Raw genomic sequence first — 25413 nt, forward strand, 5'->3', positions numbered from 1 at the left:
GTCATACGATCACAGTGGCCCGGAAGACCGTACCCGCTCCGGACACCTCGGCCTTCTCGCCCGCCGGGACGAAGACCGACTGGCCGGGGCGCAGTTCGTGTTCGCCCGCATGCACAAAACCGGCCGTGCAGAGCAGGATCTGCGGGGTGGCGCGGGTGAGGTCGTGGGCGGCGCCGCCCTCGGGGAGGACGTAGCGCGACAGCCGGAATTCGTCGATCGGGGTCTCGTAGACCTCTTCGCCGTCCGGGGACGCCTCGGGGCGCAGCACGCCGGGGTCACTGGCCTCGAAGCGGACGATGCGCAGGAGTTCGGGGACGTCGACGTGCTTGGGGGTCAGGCCGCAGCGCAGAACGTTGTCGGAGTTGGCCATGATCTCGACGCCGAGACCGTTGAGGTAGGCGTGCGGGATGCCGGCGCCGAGGAAAAGGGCCTCGCCGGGCTGCAGGCGGACGTAGTTGAGGAGCATGGCGGCGATGACGCCCGGGTCGCCGGGATAGTGGTGGGCGATGTCCGCGTAGGGCGCGTGGTCGCCGCCGAGGCGGGTGCAGGCGGCCGCGGCTTCGGCGACCGTGTGGTGCATCTCCTCGGGGTCGGCGGTGAGGATCGCCGTGAGGACCTCGCGCAGGGCGGCGTCCTCGGGGTGGGCGTGCAGCAGGTCGACGTACGGCTTGAGGGAGTCGACACCCAGGCCGTCCAGCAGGTCTGCGGCCTGGAGCGGGTCGCGGAAGCCGCACAGTCCGTCGAACTCGGTGAGCGCGCAGATCAGTTCGGGCTTGTGGTTGGCGTCCTTGTAGTTGCGGTGCGGGGCGTCGACGGGGATGTTCCGGCGCTCCTCGTCCTCATAACCCGCCTTCGCCTGCGCCAGGTTGGGGTGCACCTGGAGGGAGAGCGGGGCGCCGGCGGCGAGGATCTTGAGGAGGAAGGGCAGGCGGGGGCCGAACTTGGCGACGGCGGCCGGGCCGAGTTCCTTCTCCGGGTCCGCGTCGACGACCTCGACGAGCGTGCCGCGTCCGGTGCGCGAGGGGGCGCCGGGGTGGGCGCCCATCCACATCTCCGCCTGCGGTTCCCCGCTCGGTTCGACACCGAGCAGGTGCGGGATCGCGGTGGTCGAACCCCAGGCGTAGGGGCGGACGGTGTTGTCGAGGCGGTCCATCTGTGTCTTCGTCTCCGTACGTACGCCGCGCTCGGCGGGCGCTGGTCAGTAGGCGCGGGTTGCGCGGGTCAACGTCAGGCCCCCGAGGCAAGCGCCAGGTAAACGGCGGCGAAATCCGTGATGGCGATCAGTTCGGCGAGGGTCTCCAGTTCGCCGCCGGGTTCCGGTTCCAGTTCGCTGATCGGCGTGTCGTGGCTGAGGGCCAGGTCACGAGCGGCGGGGGCGGCGGTGAGGCCTTCGATCGGGCGGTCGCGGAGCAGCACCACGCGCGCGTGCAGGGCGGGCGCTTCCTCTACGCGGTCGCGGAAGAAGTCGTCGGGGTCGGCGCTGGCGGCGAGCGGACCGGCCAGCAGGGCGCCGTGTGCGGCGAGTGCCTCGGGGAGTTCGGCGACGACCGCCGGGCGGCCCGCGAGTTCGGCGAGGGCGGCCGCGAAGCGCCGTCCCGCGGGGCCTGCCGAGACGCCCTCGGTCCATACGACGGGCAGCGTGTCGGCGAGTTCGGCGGCGAGCGTCTTGGCGGGGTTGCTGTAGGTCGCGATGGCGGGGCCGCAGCGTTCGGCGATGTGGTCGAGACGGTCGGCGATCTTCTCGACGGCCTCCGGCGGGGCGGTGACCAGGCCGGTGCGGTCGAGGAGGGCGAGGAGGGGCGTGAGCAGGGCCCACAAGACGCCGGGGGCGGAGGCGGCGAGCTCCTGGTCTTCCTCCTCGTAGGGGGCTGTGGCCATCGGCACGAAGAGGCCGTGGGCGCTTTCCACCGCCTCGGTGAGCGGGGTGCGGGCGGGGGCGACGGCGACGACCGTGCAGCCGCGGCGGTAGGCGGCGTCGGCGAGCAGGGACAGGCCCGGTTCGGTGCCGTCCGGGGTGGTGATCAGAAGCAGGTCGACGCTGCCGGCCCAGCCCGGGAGTTCCCAGCGCAGGGCGCCGGCGGCGGGGGCGACGCCGGTGGGGGCGAGCCGGATGACGGGACTGCCGGGGCCGGCGAGGGTGCCGAGGAGATCGGCGACGCAGATCGCTGCGGCGCCGGGGCCCGCGATGAGGACCGCGCGGGGGCGGCCGTCGGGCTTGAGGTCGGCCACGCCGGCCTCTGCGGCGTGCCGGGCGGCCGTGCGGACGCGGGCGCCTGCCTCGGCGGCGCCGCGGAGCAGGGCGCGGCGGTCGGCCTCCGAGAGGGCTTCGGGAGTGTCGAGCAGCGATTCGTCGAGCATGGGCGGCAGCCTCCGATCGCCGGGGGTTCTTTGTGTGCGCGCCGGGATCGTACGCGCGGCGGGGGCTTCCTGCGCGGGTGCCTTTTTGCGGGCGCCTTCTTGCGCGGGTGGCCGGGCTCGGCGTTACGCGGGGCGGCGGGCCTCGTCGACGAGCAGGACGGGGATGCCGTCGCGGATGGGGTAGGCCAGGCCGCAGTCCTTGCCCGTGCAGATCAGCTCGGTTTCCTGCTCCTTGGTCTCCTGCCCCTCGGTTTCCTGCTCCTTGAGCGGGGCATGGCAGGCCGGGCAGGCGAGGATCTCCAGGAGGCCGGCTTCGAGCGGCATGGGTGTGTCCCTTCGGGGGGTGCGCGCGTGTGCGTGTGCGGATGTGCCTGGTCAGCGTACCGCCGTGGGGGGCGGGGTGCCGGGGTTGGTCCGGAGTCGGGTCGGGTGGCTGTGGGAGGGGATCGCCCCCGCCGCCCCTACCCGTCCCGTCCCAGGGGCGCTGCCCCTGCGGCCCCGCCAGGGGGCTCCGCCCCCTGGACCCCCATCGGCCTGAACGGCTTCGTCCTCAAACGCCGGACGGGCTGAAAAACCAGAGACCGGACGGGCTGAGCGGGTCACCCTCGGATGATCGCCAGAGCCTCGTCCCGGATCTTCGTCATCGTCGCCTCGTCCCTCGCCTCCGCGTTCAGCCGGAGCAGGGGTTCCGTGTTGGAGGGGCGGACGTTGAACCACCAGTCGGTGGAGGTGACCGTCAGGCCGTCGAGTTCGTCGAGGGCGATGTCCTCGCGGGCGCCGTACGCCGCCTTGATGGCCGCCAGGCGGTCGGCCTGGTCGGCGACCGTGGAGTTGATCTCGCCGGAGCCGACGTAGCGGTCGTACTCGGCGACCAGTTCGGAAAGCGGGCCGTCCTGGCCACCGAGGGCCGCGAGGACGTGGAGGGCGGCCAGCATGCCCGTGTCGGCGTTCCAGAAGTCCTTGAAGTAGTAGTGCGCCGAGTGCTCGCCGCCGAAGATCGCGCCCGACTTCGCCATTTCGGCCTTGATGAAGGAGTGGCCGACTCGGGTACGGGCCGGGGTGCCGCCGTGTTCGCGCACCACCTCGGGGACCGACCAGGAGGTGATCAGGTTGTGGATGATCACGCCCTTGCCGCCGTTCCTGGCCAGCTCGCGCGCGGCCACCAGGGCCGTGATGGCGGACGGCGGGACCGGGTCGCCGTGCTCGTCGACGACGAAGCAGCGGTCCGCGTCGCCGTCGAAGGCGATGCCCAGGTCGGCGGACTCCTCGCGCACGCGCTGCTGCAGGTCGACGAGGTTCGCCGGGTCCAGCGGGTTCGCCTCGTGGTTCGGGAACGTGCCGTCGAGTTCGAAGTACATGGGTACGACGGTCAGGGGCAGGCCCGCGAAGACCGTGGGGACGGTGTGGCCGCCCATGCCGTTGCCCGCGTCGACGACGACCTTCAGGGGGCGGACGGAGGTCAGGTCGACGAGGGAGCGGAGGTGGGCCGCGTAGTCCGACAACGTGTCGCGCGAGGTGACGGTTCCCGGCTCGGCGACCGGCTCGGGGGCGCCCGACTCGCTCCACTGCTCGGCCAGTTCGCGGATCCGGGACAGGCCCGTGTCCTGGCCCACCGGCGCCGCGCCCGCGCGGCACAGCTTGATGCCGTTGTACTGCGCCGGATTGTGCGAGGCCGTGAACATCGCGCCCGGCAGGTTCAGGGCGCCCGAGGCGTAGTAGAGCTGGTCGGTCGAGCACAGGCCGATCTCGGTCACGTCGACGCCCTGTGCGGCCGCCCCGCGCGCGAAGGCACGCGACAGGCCCGGCGACGAGGGCCGCATGTCGTGGCCGGTCACGATCGCGTCCGCCCCGGTCACCTGGACGAAGGCCGCCCCGAAGAGCTCGGCCAGCGACTCGTCCCATTGGTCCGGGACCACCCCGCGTACGTCGTACGCCTTCACGATCTGCGACAGATCAGCAGCCACGGCCAACCCTCCTGAAGTCCTATCGGTCGCCTCAAACTACCCGTACCGGCCGGCCGTGCGCTGTGCGGACTCCGAGTGGACTCCCAGCCGTAACCTCAGGTCAGAGCAGGGTGAGAAACCGGGAAGAACCGGGCCAGGATCCGGGAAGAGCGGAACAGGGTCCGCGACGAGTCAGGGCAGCATCCAGTCCAGGACCGGTGAGCTCTGGCCCACCACGATCAGGCACATCACCAGCAGCAGGCCCACGCTCCAGGGCAGCACCTTGCGCAGCAGGTCCCCCTCGCGGCCCGCGAGGCCCACGGCCGCGCACGCGATGGTGAGGTTCTGCGGCGAGATCATCTTCCCGAGCACGCCGCCCGAACTGTTGGCTGCGGCCAGGAGTTCGGGCGACAGGCCGGATTCGCGGGCCGCGGTCACCTGCAGGGCTCCGAAGAGCGCGTTGGCCGAGGTGTCCGAGCCGGAGACCGCCACCCCGAACCAGCCCAGGACGGGTGACAGGAAGGGCAGTCCGGCTCCCGCCGCCGCCACGAAGTGGCCGATGGTGCCCGCCTGTCCGGAGAGGTTCATGACGTACGCGAGCGCCAGCACGGACGTCACGGTCAGGATCGCGAACCTCAGCTCGTGCACGGTCGCCAGCCACTCCTTGACGGCCCCGCGCGCGTGCACGCCGAGTACGACCGCCGTGCACACTCCGGCGAGCAGCACGAGCGTGCCGCCCGTCGACACGATCGGCCAGGTGAAGACATTGCCGCCGACCGGCTTCCCGTCCGGCCCCGCGACATCCAGGAACGGCCAGTCGTACGTCTGCGTCGCCGCGGCCAGCCGGTCCTTGACCGCCGGGATCTGCGCGACCGAGAAGATCGCGACGATGAGCGCGTATGGGGCGTAGGCGCGCAGGACTTCGCGCCGCGGGTCCTCCTCGTCCAGCTCCTCGCTGCGTACGCCGGTCAGCACGGACGTGCGTACCGACTCGGTGGCGGGCACGCGCGCGTGCGGTACGGCGACCAGGGCACCCGCGCCCGCCAAGGAGGCGCCGATGTCGGCCAGTTGTGCGGAGACGTAGTTGGAGGCGGCGAACTGGGCGACGGCGAAGGCGACTCCGCACACCAGGGCGGGCACCCAGGTCTGGCGCAGGCCGCGCCGCCCGTCCACGAGCCAGACCAGGACGAGCGGCACCACCAGTGCCAGCAGCGGCGTCTGACGCCCCACCACAGAGGCCACGGAGTCCAGCGGCAGCCCCGTCACCTGCGCGAGGGTCACGACCGGTGTGCCCATCGCCCCGAAGGCCACGGGGGCTGTGTTGGCGACGAGCGCGACGACTGCGGCGCGCACGGGGTCGAAGCCGAGGGCGACGAGCATGACGGAGCAGATCGCGACCGGCGCACCGAATCCGGCGAGGGCCTCCAGGAGCGCGCCGAAGCAGAACGCGACCACGAGCGCCTGGATGCGCGGGTCGTCCGACAGCCGCCCGAAGGAGCGGCGCAGGATGTCGAAGTGCCGGGTGCGGACCGTCATGCGGTACACCCACAGCGCGTTGATCACGATCCACAGGATGGGGAAGAGGCCGAAGACGGCCCCCTGGGCGGCGCTGGAGAGCGTTTGGCCGAGCGGCATGCGGTAGGCGAGCCAGGCGACCAGAACGGCCGCGAGAAGCCCTGCCAGGCCCGCCAGATGCGCTTTCATGCGCACTCCGCCGAGCAGGATCAGGACGATCAGCAGGGGCAGGGCTGCGACGAGGGCGGACAGGCCGAGCGAGTCGGCGACGGGTTCCAGTTCCTGGACGTACACGGGCGCCTCCCCGGATTCCGGCATGCGGAAAGCGATTTCCCGCCGGTGGCATCACCGGAATGGTCGTGTCCGCGACAAGGGGGCGTCAATGGGTGTGCATCAGTGGGCGGAACGGGGGGCGGACGGAGGCGCTCAGTTGTCCGGAGACCGCAGTACCCGCAGATGCCCGCGCCGCGCGACCTCCATCGGGTCCGCCGTGCGCGCCCCGCCACCGCCGCCACCTGCCGCCCGCTCCTGGGGGCGGGCCGCCTCGCGCACCGCGTTGGCAAGCGCTTCCAGGTCGTCGCCGCTGGGGCGGGCCGGAGCGGAACCGTCGAGCAGTCGGACGACCTCCCAGCCGCGCGGGGCGGTGAGGCGCTCGGAGTGCTCGGCGCACAGGTCGTAGCAGTGGGGTTCGGCGTAGGTGGCGAGCGGGCCGAGGACCGCGGTCGAGTCGGCGTAGACGTACGTCAGCGTCGCGACGGCGGGACGGCCGCAAGCGGTGCGCGAACAGCGACGTACAGGGCTCACGACGTTGGACGGTACCGCACTCTTGAGCGGGCCGCGACGACTCTCCCCCAGGTCACCCCACCGTGTCGTACTGTGAAACACCCCACACACCTCCCGCGGAACACCACGATGACCTGCACGGACGCGCATTCACACGGCCTCGCGCACCTCTTCGCCCGATCAACACACCGTACAAACACCGTCAATTGCCCCAAGATCGTCGGTCTCGGAGAGATACGGAAACGAGCCCAACCTTGGCTGGAATGGTCATCCTGCGACAAGCCGTCCAGGGGGCTCCGAGGCACTTGGGCCGGCCGCGTGGGGCACGGCGTGCGGTCCCGGCGGGGACTACGCTTCACCAGTGATGGACAACCCCGTACCGCCCCGTGCCGCCCGCCCCGGGCCCCGCCGTCGTGATCGCCACGGCAGGGGCATGCGCGGCCCGATCGCGCCGCCCCAGGTACCGCTCGCCGCGAGCCGTGCAGAGGCGTTCGCGGATCTGGTGCAGGACTCCGTGGAGCGGCTGGAACGGCGGTGGCCGCAGCTCGCCGAGATCGATTTCCTCGTCCTCGAGGTGCCGCGTCTGGACGGCCCGGCCGAGGCCTGGAGCGACGAGGCGGTGCCGCTGGGCGGCACGATTCCCTCCCGGGAGGGGCAGCCGGCACGGGTGGTCGTGTACCGGCGGCCTGTGGAGATCCGTACGAAGGGGCGCGACGAGCGGGCGGCTCTGGTGCACGAGATCGTTGTCGAGCAGGTCGCCGAGTTGCTGGGGCTTACTCCGGAGACAGTGGATCCGCGGTACGGCGAGGACTGAGCCGGGGTCACCCAGCAGGCGCTGGTGTTGCCCTCTGGGGGCTGCCGCCCCCAGACCCCCGCGTTCGGCCTGAACGGCCTCGTCCTCAAACGCCGGACGGGCTGAAAGATCAAGCCCCGGCCGGGCTGGAAGATCAAGCGCAGGCCGGCGCCTCAAAGTGCCGCTACCTCTGCAGTACCGACAAGTCCTGGTCCGCCTCCGGTACCGCCACCGTCCCCCGGTCGTCCGGCAGTGTCTGGACCGTGAAGCCCGGGACTCCCTCCTCCGTCGCCGCCAGTGTGCGTGCCGCGTACACCGGGCCGCCGGACAGGGGCTCGACCGTCAGGGCGTAGGTGCCCCGCAGGCCGCTCGGGACGGGTGCGGCGATGTCCTGGGTGGTGCCGGCCTTGATCGTGTACGTCTTCGAGACCGCGGTGCCGCCGTCGCTGCCCGCGGACGCCGTGACCTTCACCTGAGCGGTGCGGGTGGGTGCCGCAAGGGACAGCGTGGTGCCCTTTCCGCTGTTGTCGGCGGACGTCGCGCGCGTGCCCACCGGGCTGGTGGCCGGGATGAACGCCGTCTCCTGCTTGTCGCCCTTGCCCCGTACGACGCGCAGCGCGGCGACCACCGGCACGGACTTGTCGGTGGGGGTGAGGACCAGGGAGCCCGCCTCGCCACGGGTGACGGCGCCGAGGTCGACGGCGGTCGTCATGCCGGCCTTCACGTGCAGCGTCTCGTTCCCGGCGGGGGTGATCTGCCCGGACGGGGAGGCGAGCCGCACCTTGAGGTCGGCGTCCGCGTCGCCGGGCGTGAAGGCGATCAGGCGCACGGACGTGGCGTCCTTGGGGATGCCGGGCAGGACGAGGCTGCCCGCCGGGTCCGTGGACGCGGCCAGCCAGTCGCCGCCGACCTTGTCGTCGAGAGCCTGCACGGCGGCGCCCACGCGTCCGCTGCGGACGTTCACGTGCACCGTGAGGTTGGTCTGCTTCTCGTCGGTGAGCGTGGACAGCAGGACCGGGTCGCTGGAGTGCGGCGCGACGGTGATGCCCTCCCCCACGGTCGACTTGAGCGCGCCGTCCTTGCCGTAGAGCTCGATGTCGACGACGGCGGCGGAGTCGTCCGGGTTGGTGAGGTGGACGTAGTCGGTGCGGGCGGCGTCCGTGCTGGCGCCCGGGAACCAGAACTCGGTGTCCGGCGCGGTGCAGTTGACGCCCTGGAGGCCGCGTCCGGTGCCCGCGGCGACCTCGGTGGTCTCCTGCACCGCCCAGCCGGGCGCGAACCTGCCCTCGGCGGTGCCGACGAGCGCGGGCGTGCCGGAACCGGAGGTGTCGCCCGTGACGGGCTTGCCGGGCTCCTTGGGCGTGAGGACCGGCTTGTCGGTCTTCGGCTTGCCGGCCTTCTTCTTGCCGCTCTTCTTGCCGTCCGTCTTGCCGCTGTCGCCCGTTCCGTCTGCCGACTGCTCGGTGGCGGACCGGAGTTGGGCCGTGCCGTCGCCTCCCGTGCCCTTCGTGACGGGCGTGAAGGACGTGTACGACGTGTCGGCGAGGTCGGAGGTGCTGGGCTGCGGGCACAGCAAGGTGGTGCGTTCCACGGGCAGTTCGGCGGCCGCCTTGGCGGTGCCCGCGCCGGAGGCGCCAGGCGCGGTGAGCGAGGCGAAGCCCGTGATGGCGGCGAGCGCGGCCGTGCCGGCGATCAGGGAGATGGTGGTGCGGTTCACTGCTGACTCCCGTCGGGGCGCTCAGGGGCGTGCGGGGGCGGCTGCGCAGGGTCGTACGTCGGGTCGTAACCCTGCTGGTACGACGGGTCGTACGCGGTGTGGTCGTACGACCCCTGGGAGGAGCCGCCGTACGCGTACGGGTCGTACTGGCCGCCCTGGTAGGGGTCCGCCTGGTACGTCTGGTCGTACGTGCCCGCCGGGTACTGCTGGGTGCCCTGGTACTGCTCGTTGCCGTAACTGCCGTAGTCGGCGCCCTGGTGGCCCGCCGCATCCCACTCGCCGTACGCGTGCTGCTGGGGGACCGCCACCGGTGTCTCCTCCGCAGGAGGAGACGGGAACTCCTCGCTCCGGCCCGCCTCTTCGGCCTCGGCCTCCGCCTGGGCGCGCAGGCGGCGGGCGCGGCGGCCCTCGCCTGCGACGGCCTCGGCGGGTACGGCCGGCTCCTCGGGGAGGTCGTCGTCGACGTCGCGGCGCCGGCCGGGCAGGGCCAGGACGACGAGGACGACGGCCAGGAAGCCCTGCGTCCACAGCCAGGCGGTGTGTGTGATCGGGTCGTCGAAGGTGACGTCCAACTTTCCGCCTGAGGCGGGGAGCTGGAAGCCCTGGGCCCAGCCGTCGAGCGTCGTGCGGGTGAGCGGCCTGCCGTCCAGGGTGGCCGTCCAGCCCTCGGCGGCGGTGTCGGCGAGGCGCAGGACGCGGCCGCCGGAGCCGGAGGGGACCGTGGTGTGGATCTCGACGGGTCCGGCGGCGACGGGCTGCGCCGCCCCCGAGCCGGAGGCGGGGACGATGGTGGCGCGCGCGACCTCCTGGTCGACCCGCCACAGGGCGCCGCCGCCCTGCTGGCTCAATCGGGAGAGGCCGGGGGTGGCGTCCAGGACGCGGGTGACCTCGCGGGGCGCGCCCTTGTGGATGAGGACGTAGCGGACGGCGAACTTGCCGAGCTGGTCGGTCTGGTCGGCGCCGGAGCCGGCGACGAGGTTGGCGACGACCTTGTCGAGTCTGGCGTTCTCGCCGTCGGCCGCGGCGCTCTCGGAGTCGCCGAGCCGGGCGCCGGAGCCGCGGACCAGGGTGTAGCCGACACGGGCCGTGGAGTCGCTGTCGAGCACCAGCGTGCGTGCCTGGTCGCGGGTGCCGCTCTCCTCGGCGACGAACGCGGGGACCTGCACGGGGTCCTGCCTCTCGACCGGTCCGTCGGCGCCGCGGATCATCCAGCCGAAGGCGATGACCAGCGGGCCCGCGAGCGCGGCGAAGGCTATGAGTGCGGCCACCGGCTGGCGCCAGCCGAAACTCTGCTCGGCCACACGCGCGCGTGCACCGTCGGCGCCGAGGACGGCGGCGGTCAGAAGGGCGAGGCCGTAGACGAGGGTGGCCGGGCCTGCCCAGGTCGAGCTGTTGGACAGGACCGCGAAGACGAGGCCCACCAGGGCGACCGCCCAGGCCGTCCAGATTCCGAACTGGCGCTCCGAGCGCAGCAGGGCGGCCAGCGCGGCCAGGACGACGCCGATGAGCATCAGCCCGCTGACCGTGCCCGGGCCGCCGGGGCTCACGCCGAGCAGGTCGAGGGCGGAGGCGGCCGAGGGGCCGTAGTCGAGCCCGGCCTCCTTGAAGAAGCCGAACGGGAACAGCGACAGCGACCAGGGTGCGAGGACCAGCAGGGGCGTGCCGAGCTGGGCCAGGAAGCGCAGGCCGTGGGCGGTGATGGCGGCGCGCCGCACGGCCAGCAGCGCGAGGCCGAGAACCAGCGCGACGGGCCAGACGATCGGCGTGAACGCCGTGGTGATCGTCAGCAGCAGCGTGTACGCCCAGGTGGCGCGCCAGCTGCCGGGCGTGCCCGACTCGTTTGCGAGGCCGCTGGCGGCGATGCCCGCGCGCGCGATGAGCGGCAACAGCACGGCCAGTACGGCGGTGCCGATGCGGCCGCCTGCGAGCGCGCCCGTGGCGGCCGGCAGGAAGGCGTAGACGACGGCGGCCCACGCGCGCAGCAGACGCGACTCGACGAGCGGTCGGGAGGCGAAGTACGCGGTGACGCCGGCCAGCGGCACCGAGCACACGAGCAGGACCGTGACCGCGAGCCCGGTCGAGCCGAACAGCACGGAGGCGAGCATCGCCACGATCGCGAGGTACGGCGGCGCGGACGGGGTGCCGCCCGCGCCCACGGCGTGCCAGGAGTCGAGGTAGCGCGACCACAGCTCACTGGAGTCGGCCGGAGCGGGCAGCAGGGCGCCGCCCGCGAGCGCGCCGCCGCCGAGCAGTGCACGGCAGGCGACCAGCGAGACGAACAGCAGCACCAGGAAGAGCATCGGGCCGGGCTTGCGGCCGATGCGCTTGAGGCGGGCGAACTGCTCGATCTCCAGGAAGTCCGCGTCGTCGCCGCCTGGCCCGGACTCGACCGCGCCGCCGTGCCGGCCGGCGCCGGAGGTCGCTTCGGGGTCGGAGCGGCCGACGAGGTCGCCCGCGGCCTGTTCGACGGTGGCTCGTATGGTCGCGCCGGGCGGCGGGAACAGGGCGCGCAGTTCCCCCTTGTCGATCTGCGGGCTGCCGCGCCGGCGCCGTCCGGCGATGATCCGCTCGGGGCGCAGCAGCGTGCCCAGCAGGCCGCGGATCTCGTCGACGGCCTGCCCGGGAACCTTGCCGACGAGGTAGGCGACGGTCCGCAGGAGCGTGCCGAGCACGAGGCGCACCAGCACCCAGGGCAGCGCGGCCGTACGCGTGTTGACCAGCAGGGTGTAGACGGCGCCGGCCTTGTCCACCTTGTGCGGGGAGGCGACGGTGCGGCCCGAGCAGTCGACGGTGCGGCGCTCGCGGGAGGCGGCCTCGGCGTGTCGTACGACCGCCTCGGGGGCGACGAGGACGCGGTGGCCGGCGGCGGTGGCGCGCCAGCACAGGTCGACGTCGTCACGCATCAGCGGCAGTCGGTTGTCGAAGCCGCCGAGCTGCTCGAAGACGTCGCGCCTGATCAGCATGCCGGCGGTGGACACGGACAGCACGGTCCGGACGTGGTCGTGCTGTCCCTGGTCCTGTTCGCGGCGGTCCAGGCCGGTCCAGCGGCGGCCGGAGTTGGCGATGGTGACGCCGACCTCCAGGAGCTGGCGGCTGTCGTACCAGCCGCGGAGCTTGGGGCCCACGACGGCCACGTCGTCGCGGCCGAGCTCCAGTTCGTTCTCCACGACGCGCAGCAGCTGGGCCAGGGCGTCGGGTTCGGGGGCGCAGTCGTCGTGCAGCAGCCACAGCCACTGGACCGGCTCGCCGTGCGGGAGCTCCGGCATGTCGTACGCGTCGTCGCGCCAGGTGCGGGTGACCGGGTCCCAGCCGCTGGGCCGCTTCAGATAGGGCAGCTCGTCCGGGGTCAGGACGGGCGCGCTGCGTTCCGCCTCCTCGACGGCCTGGCCGAAGCCGGTGCGCCGGGCGAGGTGCAGCACGCGGTCGGCGCCGAGGACATCGGTGACCAGCTGGGCGGAGTCGTCCGCGCTGCCGGTGTCGGCTGCCACGGCGTACTGAACGGGGCGCTCCTGACCGAGCAGCCCGGCGAGCGCGTCGGGCAGCCAGCGGGCGCCGTCGTGGGAGACGACGACCGCCGTCACCACGTGACGCGGAAACTCTGGTGTGGCAGCGAGGTCTTGGTGGGCTGCCGTGTGGCTGTGCGCGGACATCGAGGTACGGGCCCCGGTTCGATGGACTGCGGTGGACGTCTGTGCCCTCTGGGGGCAGCGAGGCGTCTCGGACGAGCGACCACACTATCGGCTGGGCATCACGGCGGCCCGCCGCCTGTGGATAACCCCACCTGCGACGGGCCGTTCGAATCTGTTTCGGTTGTGTCGGGGCGGCGGCCGCCCGGTCAGATTGCGGCCTTCTTCAGACGGCGTCGTTCACGCTCGGACAGCCCGCCCCAGATGCCGAAGCGCTCGTCGTTGGCGAGGGCGTATTCGAGGCACTCGGAGCGGACTTCACAGGCCAGGCAGACCTTCTTGGCCTCACGGGTGGAGCCGCCCTTCTCGGGGAAGAAGGACTCGGGGTCGGTCTGGGCGCACAGCGCGCGCTCCTGCCAGCCGAGTTCCTCGTCCGCGTCGTCGACCAGCAGTTGCTGCACCAGCTCGGTCATGTGCGCCCCTCGTCTGTCTTTCGCGTCCCCGTGATGTAGCCGTTACCGATTCCGGCTGAACGACACGAGTGAAATTACAAGTGTGCTGCTCCGGGCGAGTCAAGCCGAGATCTGCTATTGAGCCCCTTATTCACTCTGCGGAACCAAGGCCATGCGGAAAGTGTTCAAATCGGCATAAACCTTGACATGCAGACGAGGCCCGGACGGGCCTTCGACCCCGCGCAGAGCCTGTACGGGGAAGGACGCCCGCAGATCCGATCTCGTTCCACGCGCACCTCGAAGCAAACCGGATCACAGTCGGATCACAGGACCGCAACGAGGTTTGAGCGCCATGTGTCCGGAGCGGCGCATGCACAAACCTTTCGCCTCGGACATGAACCGGATGAGGTGAACCATGTCCCACATACCGGGCGTCGAGTTGACAGTGAAGGTGTGAACCGCTGTCCTTGTGGGCATGCTCGCGAACTTGGCGCCCACCTCGACCCGCACCGCCGGGTCCCACGGTGCTGCCCGCGCTCGCTGTAGCTGTTGTTGCTGTTCCAGCTGTTGAGCCACACCTGCTCCGGCTGTAGGCCCTGTCGTCCGTGACGGGGCTCCCGTTCCCCTCTGACCTTCTTTCACTGAGGAACCACGCACCCCTTATGAACAGCGACAACGACCTCCAGATCGCCGGCGACATCCTCGAAGTCCAGCACCTGCTGCAGCCCCCGCGGGAGCACCCGGCCACCGTCGCCGAGTTCGTGGGCCTGGCCCGCTCCATCGCCGCCGACCGCTCCCAGTGGGAGCACCTCGTCGAGTACGACGCGACGACACGCTGGTACCACCGGCTGCGCACCGGGCCGGGCTACGAGGTGTGGCTGCTGTCCTGGGTGCCCGGTCAGGGCAGCGGGCTGCACGACCACGGCCCCTCCTCCGGTGTGCTGACCGTCCTGGAGGGCACGCTGACCGAGCGGACCGAGCGGGGCACGCGCGCGTTGGGCGCGGGCGCGCAGCGGGTGTTCGCGCCGGGATATGTGCACGAGGTCGTCAACGACGCGCTGGAGCCGGCGGTCAGCCTGCACGTCTACTACCCGGGGCTGACGGAGATGCCGATGCTCCCCCAGTCTCAGCTTCGTTCGACCGGGGGGACCCCCATGACGTGCACGGCCGCCCCGGCGACGTACGACGAGGTGGACGTCGTAACCGCCTGACGTGTTGTCGTACCCGCCTGTAAGACTTGGCCCATGCGCATTGTGGTTCTGGCAGGCGGCATCGGTGGTGCCCGGTTCCTGCGCGGTCTGAAGAAGGCCGTGCCGGACGCGGACATCACCGTCATCGGCAACACCGGGGACGACATCCACCTCTTCGGACTGAAGGTCTGCCCGGACCTCGACACGGTGATGTACACGCTCGGCGGCGGCATCAACGAGGAGCAGGGCTGGGGGCGGGCCGACGAGACGTTCCATCTCAAGGAGGAGCTCGCGGCGTACGGCGTGGGGCCGGAGTGGTTCGGGCTCGGCGACCGGGACTTCGCCACGCACATCGTGCGGACGCAGATGATCGGCGCCGGGTATCCGCTGAGCGCGGTGACGGAGGCGTTGTGCGACCGGTGGAAGCCGGGCGTGCGGCTGATTCCCATGACGGACGACCGGGTCGAGACGCATGTGGTCGTCGCCCGCGGCGGAGCCGCTGATGGACAACGTGACGGTGAGCGCAGGGCGGTGCACTTCCAGGAGTACTGGGTGCGGCTGCGGGCCTCGGTGCCGGCCGAGGCGGTCGTGCCCGTCGGGGCGGAACAGGCCAAGCCGGCGCCGGGTGTGCTGGAGGCGATCGCGGAGGCGGACGTGGTGCTGTTCCCGCCCTCGAACCCGGTTGTCTCCGTCGGCACGATCCTCGCCGTGCCCGGCATCCGTGAGGCGATCGCCGATGCGGGGGTGCCCGTCGTCGGCCTCTCCCCCATCGTCGGGGACGCGCCCGTGCGGGGCATGGCCGACAAGGTGCTCGCGGCGGTCGGCGTGGAGTCGACGGCCGCGGCGGTGGCCGAGCACTACGGCTCCGGTCTGCTCGACGGCTGGCTCGTCGACACCGTGGACGCGGGCGTCGTGGACCGGGTGGAGGCCGCCGGGATCCGGTGCCGGGCCGTACCACTGATGATGACCGACCTCGACGCGACCGCCCGGATGGCACGTGAGGCGCTGGCACTGGCGGAGGAGGTGCGGGTGCCTTGAGCGACGGGATGTCCGAGGGCACGGCCGCGCGCGGCGGCGGGGACAGCGCGGGTGGGTACCGGGTCTGGGCTGTGGACGGGATTCCTGAGGTGGTGCCGGGGGACGACCTCGCCAAGTTGATCGCTGCCGCCGAGCCCGGGCTGGTCGACGGGGACGTGTTGCTCGTCACCTCGAAGATCGTGTCCAAGGCGGAGGGGCGGGTCGTCGAGGCGGCCGACCGGGAGGCCGCGATCGATGCCGAGACCGTGCGGGTCGTGGCACGGCGAGGGGCCCTGCGGATCGTCGAGAACCGGCAGGGGCTGGTGATGGCCGCGGCCGGGGTCGACGCCTCCAATACTCCGTCCGGCACGGTGCTGCTGCTGCCCGAGGATCCGGACGCGTCCGCCCGGGCGATCCGGGAGGGGCTGCGGGACGCCCTCGGCGTCACCGTCGGGGTCGTCGTCACCGACACCTTCGGGCGGCCCTGGCGCTCGGGGCTCACGGACGTCGCGATCGGCGCCGCCGGCGTGCACGTACTCGACGATCTGCGCGGGGGCACGGACGCGTACGGCAATCCGCTCAGCGCGACGGTCGTGGCGACGGCGGACGAGCTGGCCGCCGCCGGCGATCTGGTCAAGGGCAAGGCCGCCGGGCTGCCCGTCGCCGTCGTGCGCGGGCTGTCGCACGTGGTGGCCGAGGACGACGGCGAGGGAGCGCGGGCCATGGTGCGCGGTGGGCGAGACGACATGTTCCGGCTGGGGACGTCCGAGGCGATACGGACAGCCGTGACCCAGCGGCGTACCGTGCGGGCCTTCACCGACGAGCCCGTCGACCCCGGTGCCGTACGGCGGGCGGTCGCCGCGGCCGTGACCGCGCCGGCGCCGCATCACACGACGCCGTGGCGGTTCGTGCTGCTGGAGTCGCAGGACGCGCGGACCCGGTTGCTGGACGCCATGCGCGACGCCTGGATCGCCGATCTGCGGCGGGACGGGAAGAGCGAGGAGTCCATCGCCAAGCGGGTGCGGCGCGGGGACGTACTGCGGAATGCGCCGTATCTGGTGGTGCCGTGTCTGGTGATGGACGGGTCCCACGCCTATGGGGACGCGCGGCGGGACGGGGCGGAGCGGGAGATGTTCGTGGTCGCCGCGGGGGCGGGGGTGCAGAACTTCCTGGTTGCGCTGGCCGGAGAACGGTTGGGCTCCGCGTGGGTTTCTTCGACGATGTTCTGCCGGGATGTCGTGCGGGGTGTGCTGGGGCTGCCGGAGGAGTGGGATCCGATGGGGGCGGTGGCGGTCGGGCATGCGGCGGAGGAGCCGCGGGCTCGGGCTGAGCGGGATGCTGCCGCGTTCGTCGAGGTGCGGTGACGCTCCGCTGGGGTGCGCCGAGTGCCTCTGGCCTGTTGGGGGTCTGGGTTTCGTGGGCGGCTGCGGGTGAGTGGGGGCTTGTCGCTCCCTATGCGGCGGAGCCGCCTGTCGGACACAGCCCCGCGCCCCTGAAAAACTTGTGCGCACCCGGCAGCCGGTAAGTACCACCTAGTCTCTTAGGGCATCCCCAACACCCCCAGGAACTCAGCCGTGGCAGGACGATTTGCTCCCCGGCCCACCCGTACGACCGTGCGCGGTGGGCATGTTGCCGTGCCTGCGCGCGGGGGTGTGCCGCCGCAGGCCGTGGCGCCCGGGCGGGTGCGGGTGGTCGTACCGGACGGGCCGCTTGATCTTGGTCTTGTGTTGGGACCGCTTCGGCGTGGTGGAGGGGATCCGACGTTTCGGGCCATGCCCGACGGGTCCGTTTGGCGGGCCAGTCTGACCCCCGGTGGGCCCGGGACGCTGCGGGTCTCCGTCTGTGGAGGCGAGGTGCGCGGGGAGGCCTGGGGGCCCGGGGCCGAGTGGTTGCTGGAGCGGTTGCCGGAGCTGCTCGGAGGCGCGGACGAGCCCGATGCGTTCGTGCCGCGGCACCGGTTGGTGGCGCACACGGCGCATCGCCGGCCGGGGCTGCGGCTGACGCGGACCGGGCTGGTGCTGGAGTCGCTGATTCCGTCGGTTCTGGAGCAGAAGGTCACGACCGGCGAGGCGTACCGGGCGTGGCGGCTGCTGGTGCGGAAGTACGGGGAGCCGGCGCCGGGACCCGCGGCCGGCGGACGGCTGTGGGTGATGCCTGCCCCGCGGACGTGGGCGCTGATCCCGTCCTGGGAGTGGCACCGGGCCGGGGTCGACAACAAGCGGGCCTCGACCATCCTGCGTGCCGTGCGGGTCGCCGCCCGCCTGGAGGAGGCGGTGAGGATGGAGCCGGCGGCCGCGCAGGCGCGGTTGGAGGTCGTGCCGGGGATCGGGCCGTGGACGTCGGCGGAGACCGTGCAGCGCAGTCATGGGGCGCCGGATGCGGTGACCGTCGGGGATCTGCATCTGCCGGGCATTGTGGGGTGGGCGCTCGCCGGGGACCGGGATGCGGACGACGCGGCGATGCTGGAGTTGCTGGAGCCGTATGCGGGGCAGCGGCATCGCGCCGCGCGGATCATCCTGCTGAGTGGGCGTACGCCGGCGCGGCGGATGCCGAAGATGCCCAAGACCGACATCGGACGGCTCTGACGCCGGCCTGCGCCCCGGTGAACCTGATCCTCTCCCCGGACGAGCGGCGGCTGTACGTTTCCGACCCCCGGGCCGCCCGTATCCGCGTCTTCGACGTCGGCGGCGACGGCACGCTGTCCGGCGGGAAGGTCTTCGCCACGGCCTCCGAGGGCGTCCACTACGACAACATCCGCTTCGACGACGAGGGCCGGTTGTGGGCCGCCGCGCTGCACGACGGGGTGCACTGCCACGACCCCGAGGGCACCCTCATCGGCCGGCTCCGCGTGCCCGAGCCGGTCTCCAACATCGCCTTCGGCGGCCCGAAGAACAACCGCCTGTTCATCACGGCCACCACCTCGCTGTACTCGCTGGTGATGTCGGTGACGGGGGCGCCGCGCGTGTGAGACCCGGGCGGGGCGCCCCCTGGAGCGGGACTACTGGTCCGAGGAGAACCGCACCGACCCCGCGGGGATCTGCGCGTCGCACCACACCCGTACGCCGTCGCGCAGTTCGTTGTCGGCGCCGATGACGGCGCCGTCGCCGATGACCGTGCCGGTGAGGACGGAGCGTTCGCCGACGCGGGCGCGGGTGCCGATGAGGGAGTCGGTGATGACGGCGCCAGGTTCGATGACGGCGCCGGGAAGGATGGTCGAGCCGAAGACCCGCGCGCCCTCCGCCACGAACGCGCCCTCGCCCACCACCGTGCCGCCCGTCAGCTTGGCGTCCGGGGCGACCCTCGCCGTCGGCAGGATCAGGCGGTCGCCGCAGCGGCCGGGGACCGCGGGGGACGGCGCGCGGCCGAGGACCAGGTCGGCGGAGCCGCGGACGAAGGCCGCCGGGGTGCCGAGGTCCAGCCAGTACGTCGAGTCGACCATGCCCTGCAAGTGGGCTCCGGCCGAGAGGAGGTCGGGGAAGGTCTCGCGTTCGACCGAGACCGGGCGGCCCGCGGGGATCGTGTCGATGACCGAGCGGCGGAATACGTAGGCCCCCGCGTTGATCTGGTCGGTGACGATCTCCTCGGGGGTCTGCGGCTTCTCCAGGAAGGCGAGGACACGGCCGGTCTCGTCCGTGGGGACCAGGCCGTAGGCGCGCGGGTCCGTGACCTTGGTGAGGTGGAGGGAGACGTCGGCGCCCGTCTCCTGGTGGGTGTCGACCAGGGCGCGGATGTTCAGGCCGGTGAGGATGTCACCGTTGAAGATGAGGACCGGGTCGTCGGGGCTCGAGTGCAGTCGGGACGCGACGTTGCGGATGGCGCCGCCCGTGCCGAGGGGCTCCTCCTCCGTCACGTACTCGATGTGCAGGCCCAGGGACGAGCCGTCGCCGAAGTACGGCTCGAAGACCTCGGCCAGATAGGACGTGGCCAGGACGATGTGGTCGACGCCCGCCGCTCTCGCTCTCGCCAGTTGGTGGGTGAGGAACGGGACGCCCGCCGCACGGACCATGGGCTTCGGCGTGTGGACCGTGAGCGGGCGCAACCGCGTGCCCTTGCCGCCGACCAGGAGGATCGCTTCTGTCACCTGTCGTCTCTGCTTCCTGCCGGGACCGGCCGAACTGTCTTTCGGCCGGCCAGTTTATGCAGACCGTCGTGTGGCGATTTCGACGGCCGTGCGGCGTTCCGCGGTTCCATCCGGTGCCCCCCCCGTGGTGTGAATGCGCCTCCGTGCCCAACTCCCTTGCGGGGTCCGGCGGTCGCTCAACGGCGGCCCTGGTAGCGCGCCGCGGTGGAGCGGACGGTGCCGAGCTTTCGGTAGAGCTGCCAGCCCGGGCATGCCGTGGGGTAACCGTCACGGTGGCCGGAGATCACATTCATTCGGACGTTCTTACCCTTTCGGTAGAGATTGCCACCGCTCGACTTCAGATATGTCTTTCCGCGCGGATTGGCACCGTAGAGGCCCAGTTTCCAGGCCGTGAGCCGGGCGATGGCCTTCAGGGCGGCCGCCGGCGGCTTGTTCTTGCTGAAGTTGCCGATGACGGCGATGCCCATGCTGTTGTTGTTGAAACCGAGGGTGTGGGCGCCCCTGACCGCCTTCGCCGCTCCCCCGGCGCGACCCTCGTAGATGGTTCCGCACTTGTCGACGAGGAAGTTGTAGCCGATGTCGCGCCAGCCCATGCTCACAACGTGGTAGCGGTAGATGGCACGGATGACTGAGGCGGCCTGCGAACAGCGGTAGGTGTTGCCGGACGACGTGTGGTGCACGAACGCCGCCTTGACCTTCTTCGTGTAGGCGAACCCCCGCTCGCGCAGGTCCTCGTCCGCGCCCCAGCCCCGGCGGGTGACGATGCGGGGGCGGGGGCCGATGCGCGGCTTCTTGCGCTGACCCGCCGTCAACTCGTGCCCGCGCAGCGTCCGCATCTCCCGCTCGGTCGCGGACCGGCTCAGCGCGGGGATCACGGTGGCGCCGAGCGGGACGAGATCGGCGTTGGCGGTGGACGAGGCCAGGGCCTCGGCCGACTCGGAGTTGCCGGGCCCGGTGACGGGGGGCCCGGCCTGGCTGCCGTGCGGCACGAGCGGTGCCGTACCCCGCATCGGGACCTCGTCGCCCCCGTCGTCCGGATCGCCCGGGTCCACGAGTTCCAGACGCAGACCCGAGGGGAGGGCGGAGGCTGCCGGGACGGCGCGGGTGCTCGGGGTGTGGCCTTCGGTACGGCGTCCGCCCTCGGGCTGGACCCGGACCTCCACGGCGTCCGAGTCGCCCACCCACAGCGGTGCGGTGGAGCCGCGGACGCGGCCCGAGGTGCGCTCGGCGGAGCCGGGGTCGGCCCCGTCGTCGTTGTGCGTCTCGAGGCCGCGCCAGCCGGACCAGGCGCCGTTGCCGGTCGCGCGGGTGCGGACCTGGACATGGCCGTGCAGTTCGGTGTCCGGGTTGTCCCAGATGACGCCGACCATCGAGAAGCGCCGTACGTCCCGGCGGGTCAGGCCCTGCTCCGCGAGGCCCGTGGAGGCCGTGGAGCCGAGGGCGCGGGTGAGGGGCGTCAGCGGGGCGAGCGGCAGCGACTGGGTGCTGCCACGGATGTCGGGCCGGGCTGGCGCCGGCGCGGATCCTGCGCCGGCGAGCGCGGCCCTCGCCGTCGCCACGGGGACGGGCAGAGTCAGCGGAAGGGCGAGGGCGGCCGCGCAGGCGACGCCGATCGAGGAGGCGATCGAGGAGGCAAGGAATCCACGCATGCTCCTGATGTTGGACATAGTCATACATATCTGTCCATCCCGGAATTGACGGACCGTCGGTTTTCGTTCCTCCGAACCGGTGGCCCCGCGCAAGGGTGCGCGAGCGGTCGCCCGCGTACCCTTGCGCGGGTGAACGCCACCGACCGCACCCCTGCCGACCTGCTGCGTTCCGCGCTCGCCGCGGACCCCGCACGCCCCCTGGTGACCTTCTACGACGACGCCACGGGCGAGCGCGTCGAACTGTCTGTGGCCACCTTCGCCAATTGGGTGGCCAAGACCGCCAATCTCCTCCAGGGCGACCTCTCCGCGGCCCCCGGCGACCGGGTCGCGCTGCTGCTGCCCGCGCACTGGCAGACCGCGGTGTGGCTGCTGGCGTGTGCGTCGGTGGGCGCGGTCGCCGATGTCGGCGGGGATCCGGCGGCGGCCGACGTGGTGGTGAGCGGGCCGGACACGCTGTCCGCCGCGAGGGCCTGCCGGGGGGAGCGGGTTGCGCTCGCCTTGCGGCCGCTGGGTGGTCGCTTCCCACAGGTGCCGGACGGCTTCGCCGATTACGCCGTGGAGGTGCCGGGTCAGGGGGATCGGTTTGTACCGTTCGCGCCGGTGGATCCTGACGAGGCCGGGCTGATCGTGGCCGGGCGGGAGTTCAGTGGGGCGGAGGTTGTCGAGCGGGCTCGGGCGGAGGCGGCGGGGCTGGGCCTCGCCGGGCCGGGGTCGCGGATCCTGTCCGGGTTGCCGTACGACACCTGGGAGGGTCTGCATGCCGGGTTGTACGGGCCGCTTGCCACCGGGGGGTCTGTGGTGTTGTGCCGGCATCTGGAGCAGTTGGGGGAGGATGCGCTGGCCGCGCGGATCGAGAGTGAGCGGGTGAGTGTGGTGCGCCGCTGAGGGGTTGCTTTTCCGGTGCAGGTCCGTCGTGGCTGGTCGTGCCCACGCGGCGGAGCCGCATATCGACACAGCCCCGCACCCCTCAAGGCGGTGCAGTCACCCGGATGGATCAGCACCGGACGCTTCCACCCGCCTCTCCACGCCATGCTCGTAAGGACTGCATGTTCCTGCGCCATGAGGGGTGGAGCCGCGCGTGAAAGGGCTGGTACGGCGGCGTCGGAGGCGGTGGGTGCGGTACGGGGGGCTTGCGGTTGCTGCCGTGGGGGTGGGAGCCGTCGCGGGCGGGTGGGTGGTGTACGCGAAGCTCGACGGGAACATCAGGGCCGACGATGCGGCGGCCCGGGAGCTCGCCCGGTACGAGAAGGAGCGGCCCACCTCGCTCGTCAAGGGCGCCCAGAACATCCTGCTGATCGGGTCGGACACACGGTCCGGCGACGGGAACGCGCAGTACGGGCGGGACTCGGGAACCGAGCGGTCCGACACGACGATCCTGCTGCATCTCTCCGCCGGGCGGCACACCGCCACCGCGATCTCGCTGCCCCGTGACCTGATGGTGGACATCCCCGCCTGTCTGCGGTCCGACGGGAACCGCTCCGAGCCGATGTTCGCGATGTTCAACTCCGCCTTCGAGACGGGTGGTTCGGCCTGCACCATCCGGACCGTGGAAAAGCTGACGAACATCCGTGTCGACCACCACATCGTCGTCGACTTCCACGGCTTCAAGGAGATGGTCGACGCGGTCGACGGCGTCCAGGTGTGCCTGGCGAAGCCGATCGACGACAAGGCCGCGAAGCTGAGGCTGCCCGCCGGACGGGTCACGCTCGACGGCGAGCAGGCCCTCGGCTACGTGCGCGCCCGCAAGACGCTCGGCGACGGCAGCGACACCGACCGGATGGACCGCCAGCAGCGGTTCCTCGGGGCGCTTGTCAACAAGGTCCAGAGCAACGACGTACTGCTGAATCCGGTGAAGCTCTATCCCGTGCTGGACGCCGCCACCTCGTCGCTCACCACCGACCCGGGGCTGGCGAGTCTGCGCGGGCTGTACCAACTCGTGCGCGGACTGCGCGACATCCCCACGAAAGCGGTGCAATTCCTCACGGTTCCGCGGGAGTCGTACGTCTACGACGCCAATCGCGACCAGCTCGTGGAGCCGGAGGCGGAGAAGTTGTTCGAACGGCTGCGCAAGGACGCGCCGTTGGCGGTCGCGGCGGAAGTTCCACGGGATTCCGACTCAAAGAGTCGCAATTCGGCCACGCGTGGCGTGGATAACTCGTACGGATATTCGGGCGGGGATTCGTATGAGCAGTCGCACGACTACGGCGCGTACGTGCACGGCGACGGGAAGTCAGGCGGAAAGCGGTACGACGGGGCCTCGGCGTCCAGTTCGCCCGCACCGACGTTCCGCGGGAACACCGCCGACGAGGACGGCTGCAGGTAGGGCGAACATCAACGCGACGAACAGCCGTCCCAAGAAAACCCAAGGAAATGGGCGGATTGCCCAGTTGTAGGGACGTGGAATTTGTCACCGACGTCGCTCCACGCTGAACTGGCCGGATAGTGTGAGCGATCCGGTGCACCGGTCCGCCAGGTCCTTCCTGGGGTCGCGCACTGTGTGACCGAGACCCGAGCGTCTTTGAGGGGGAAGGCGCCGCGTGGCCCAAACGGAGGATTCGGAAACCGTGGACGCGCAAAGCCGTGGGCGGGCGGAGAACATCGACCCCGCAGACCAGTGGGTGCTCAATCCGAACACCGGCGAATACGAACTGCGACTGACTCCTTCCGCACCGCAATCGGCGGTTCCCCGGCCGCGCAGATCCGCCCCCCGTGGGGCGAACGGCGCGGCGCGCGGCCGTACGGCGACTCCGCAGGCCCCGGGCCGCGGGGTGCCGCCGCAAAGGCGCCGCCGTGGCGCGCCCGAGGAGCCGCTGCCGGGGCGGCGCGGCCGGCGGCCGGTGCCGAAGAAGTCGAAGGCGAAGAAGGTCCTGCTGTGGACCGGCGGCACCATGGCGTTCGTGCTGGTCGCCGCGGCCGGCGCCGGGTACCTCTACATCAAGCACCTCAACGACAACATCACGTCCGTCTCCGACGACGGCGCGAGCACCGGTGGCTTCAGCAAGGGCAAGGCGATCAACATCCTGCTGATCGGCACCGACAAGCGCACCGGCAAGGGCAACGAGAAGTACGGCGACAGGAACAGCGTCGGTCACGCCGACACCACGATCCTGCTGCACCTCTCCAAGGACCGCTCGAACGCGACGGCGCTGAGCATCCCCCGGGACCTGATCACCGACATCCCGGACTGCCCGACCACCCAGGCCGACGGCTCCCAGAAGGTCATCACGGGCACCAGCAACGTCCGCTTCAACACCAGCCTCGGCCAGGACGATCGCACGCCCAGCTGCGTCGCGCGCACGGTCACCGAGCTGACCGGCATCAAGCCGGACAACTTCATGGTGGCCGACTTCAACGCGGTCAAGACGCTGACCAGCGCGGTGGGCGGTGTCGACGTCTGTCTGGGCAAGGACATCAACGACCCGGACTCGCATCTGAACCTGAAGAAGGGTACGCGGCACATCGAGGGCGAGACCGCGCTCGCCTTCGTGCGCACCCGGCACGCGGTGGGCTTCGGCGGTGACCTGAGCCGGATCACGCTGCAGCAGCAGTTCCTCAGCGCGCTGATGCGCAAGCTGAAGTCGAACGACACGCTCACCGACCCCACGAAGATGATCAAGATCGCCGAGGCGGGCACCAAGGCGCTGACCGTCGACGCCAACCTCGACAGCATCGGCAAGCTGAAGGACCTGGGTCTGGAGCTGGGCAAGCTCAACCCGAAGAACCTGACGTTCACCACGGTGCCGGTGATCGACAACCCGGCCGAGAAGGTGCACGCGACCGTCGTCCTCAAGCCGGGCGCGGCCCAGCCGGTCTTCGACGCGATCAAGAACGACGTCTCCTTCACCGCGGTGAAGGAGAAAAAGAAGAAGGAGGCGGCCGCGGTCGCCGCCCGCCTCAAGGGCAGCAAGTCGGCCGCCTCCGAGGTGCGGGTGCGCATCCTGAACGGCGGCGCCCGGCCCGGCAGCGCGCAGGCGGAGCTCGAGTATCTGCAGAACGACGCGGGCGTGCTGAAGTCCTCGAACGACGGCAACGCGGACGCTCAGCTCAGCAGGACGACGCTCGAGTACGGCCCGGACCAGGCCGACCAGGCGCGCCGGCTGGCCGCCATCCTGGGCCTGTCGGGCTCGGCGATGAAGCCCGGCAAGAGCGTGGTCAACGACCAGGGCCTGCCCGCCATCACGCTGACGCTCGGCAAGGACTTCCCGGGCGCGGGCGATTCCTTCACCGCGGCGAGCAAGGCGCCGGACGTGGACAAGACCACGGCCGACAAGGTTGAGTGCGCCAAGTAG

Annotated in this window: 19 protein-coding genes and 1 pseudogene; 9 read left to right on the forward strand and 11 right to left on the reverse strand. The window is 71.6% G+C overall.

The features are described 5' to 3' along the window. Position 1: 1 nt before the first annotated feature. From manA to EDD92_RS19580, 6 genes are all read right to left on the reverse strand, one after another. Positions 2–1153 (reverse strand): mannose-6-phosphate isomerase, class I, encoded by a 1152-nt coding sequence (manA, locus tag EDD92_RS19555; RefSeq protein WP_123965517.1) that lies wholly within the window; start codon positions 1151–1153, stop codon positions 2–4. A 74-nt stretch (positions 1154–1227) separates the two neighbouring features. Continuing rightward, the gene (locus EDD92_RS19560; protein ID WP_123965518.1) at positions 1228–2358 is read right to left on the reverse strand and encodes an SIS domain-containing protein; all 1131 of its coding nucleotides are present in this window, start codon (positions 2356–2358) and stop codon (positions 1228–1230) included. Positions 2359–2481: 123 nt separating this feature from the next. Continuing rightward, positions 2482–2682 carry a Trm112 family protein gene (locus EDD92_RS19565; protein ID WP_123965519.1) on the reverse strand — a complete coding sequence of 67 codons (201 nt, stop codon included), beginning with the start codon at positions 2680–2682 and terminating at the stop codon, positions 2482–2484. 275 nt (positions 2683–2957) lie between these two features. After that, positions 2958–4322 carry a phosphomannomutase/phosphoglucomutase gene (locus EDD92_RS19570; protein ID WP_123965520.1) on the reverse strand — a complete coding sequence of 455 codons (1365 nt, stop codon included), beginning with the start codon at positions 4320–4322 and terminating at the stop codon, positions 2958–2960. A gap of 171 nt (positions 4323–4493) precedes the next feature. Beyond that, positions 4494–6110, reverse strand: a complete 1617-nt coding sequence (locus tag EDD92_RS19575) for an L-lactate permease (RefSeq protein WP_123970452.1) — start codon at positions 6108–6110, stop codon at positions 4494–4496. A gap of 132 nt (positions 6111–6242) precedes the next feature. Beyond that, positions 6243–6620, reverse strand: coding sequence for a DUF3499 domain-containing protein (locus EDD92_RS19580; protein WP_260326617.1), 378 nt, complete (start codon positions 6618–6620; stop codon positions 6243–6245). 343 nt (positions 6621–6963) lie between these two features. Here EDD92_RS19580 and EDD92_RS19585 point away from each other — a divergent pair, with 343 nt between their 5' ends. Beyond that, positions 6964–7413 carry a metallopeptidase family protein gene (locus EDD92_RS19585; RefSeq protein ID WP_123970454.1) on the forward strand — a complete coding sequence of 150 codons (450 nt, stop codon included), beginning with the start codon at positions 6964–6966 and terminating at the stop codon, positions 7411–7413. Between the two features lie 163 nt (positions 7414–7576). On the opposite strand, the gene EDD92_RS19590 is transcribed toward EDD92_RS19585, so the two are convergent. The 3 genes from EDD92_RS19590 to EDD92_RS19600 all read right to left on the reverse strand — a co-directional run bounded on the left by EDD92_RS19590 (position 7577) and on the right by EDD92_RS19600 (position 13208). Next, a complete protein-coding gene (locus EDD92_RS19590) occupies positions 7577–9109 on the reverse strand; it encodes a DUF5719 family protein (RefSeq protein ID WP_123965521.1) in 1533 nt (510 codons plus the stop codon). Then, positions 9106–12759 (reverse strand): glycosyltransferase family 2 protein, encoded by a 3654-nt coding sequence (locus EDD92_RS19595; RefSeq protein ID WP_123965522.1) that lies wholly within the window; start codon positions 12757–12759, stop codon positions 9106–9108. Before EDD92_RS19595 ends, EDD92_RS19590 begins: the two co-directional genes overlap by 4 nt. 185 nt (positions 12760–12944) lie before the next feature. Next, positions 12945–13208 (reverse strand): WhiB family transcriptional regulator, encoded by a 264-nt coding sequence (locus tag EDD92_RS19600; RefSeq protein WP_010986447.1) that lies wholly within the window; start codon positions 13206–13208, stop codon positions 12945–12947. A 641-nt stretch (positions 13209–13849) separates the two neighbouring features. Between EDD92_RS19600 and EDD92_RS19610 the strand changes: the two genes are divergently transcribed. The 5 genes and pseudogenes from EDD92_RS19610 to EDD92_RS19630 all read left to right on the forward strand — a co-directional run. Continuing rightward, complete coding sequence (locus tag EDD92_RS19610; protein WP_123965523.1) at positions 13850–14398, forward strand: cysteine dioxygenase family protein; 549 nt, start codon at positions 13850–13852, stop codon at positions 14396–14398. Between the two features lie 33 nt (positions 14399–14431). After that, on the forward strand, positions 14432–15415 hold the full coding sequence (gene cofD, locus EDD92_RS19615; RefSeq protein ID WP_123965524.1) for a 2-phospho-L-lactate transferase: 984 nt from the start codon (positions 14432–14434) through the stop codon (positions 15413–15415). A gap of 8 nt (positions 15416–15423) precedes the next feature. After that, positions 15424–16758 carry a coenzyme F420-0:L-glutamate ligase gene (locus EDD92_RS19620; RefSeq protein WP_123970456.1) on the forward strand — a complete coding sequence of 445 codons (1335 nt, stop codon included), beginning with the start codon at positions 15424–15426 and terminating at the stop codon, positions 16756–16758. Between the two features lie 210 nt (positions 16759–16968). Continuing rightward, positions 16969–17979 carry a DNA-3-methyladenine glycosylase gene (locus EDD92_RS19625; RefSeq protein WP_185124065.1) on the forward strand — a complete coding sequence of 337 codons (1011 nt, stop codon included), beginning with the start codon at positions 16969–16971 and terminating at the stop codon, positions 17977–17979. 14 nt (positions 17980–17993) lie between these two features. After that, a pseudogene (locus tag EDD92_RS19630) lies at positions 17994–18362 on the forward strand (SMP-30/gluconolactonase/LRE family protein); the annotation flags it as partial. A gap of 30 nt (positions 18363–18392) precedes the next feature. Here EDD92_RS19630 and EDD92_RS19635 read toward each other — a convergent pair. Next, positions 18393–19475 (reverse strand): NDP-sugar synthase, encoded by a 1083-nt coding sequence (locus tag EDD92_RS19635; protein WP_123965525.1) that lies wholly within the window; start codon positions 19473–19475, stop codon positions 18393–18395. A 176-nt stretch (positions 19476–19651) separates the two neighbouring features. Beyond that, the gene (locus EDD92_RS19640) at positions 19652–21124 is read right to left on the reverse strand and encodes a peptidoglycan recognition protein (protein ID WP_123965526.1); all 1473 of its coding nucleotides are present in this window, start codon (positions 21122–21124) and stop codon (positions 19652–19654) included. Positions 21125–21253: 129 nt separating this feature from the next. On the opposite strand from EDD92_RS19640, the gene EDD92_RS19645 reads away from it, so the two are divergent. From EDD92_RS19645 to EDD92_RS19655, 3 genes are all read left to right on the forward strand, one after another. Continuing rightward, positions 21254–22009: a TIGR03089 family protein gene (locus tag EDD92_RS19645; protein ID WP_123965527.1), complete on the forward strand. Its 756-nt coding sequence runs from the start codon at positions 21254–21256 to the stop codon at positions 22007–22009. Between the two features lie 202 nt (positions 22010–22211). Further along, entirely contained in the window at positions 22212–23447 is a 1236-nt protein-coding gene (locus EDD92_RS19650) for an LCP family protein (protein WP_399185431.1), read from the forward strand. Positions 23448–23688: 241 nt separating this feature from the next. Next, the gene (locus EDD92_RS19655) at positions 23689–25413 is read left to right on the forward strand and encodes an LCP family protein (protein ID WP_123965529.1); all 1725 of its coding nucleotides are present in this window, start codon (positions 23689–23691) and stop codon (positions 25411–25413) included.

Origin of the sequence: Streptomyces sp. TLI_185 (assembly GCF_003814765.1) — a bacterium.
Lineage (GTDB): Bacteria > Actinomycetota > Actinomycetes > Streptomycetales > Streptomycetaceae > Streptomyces.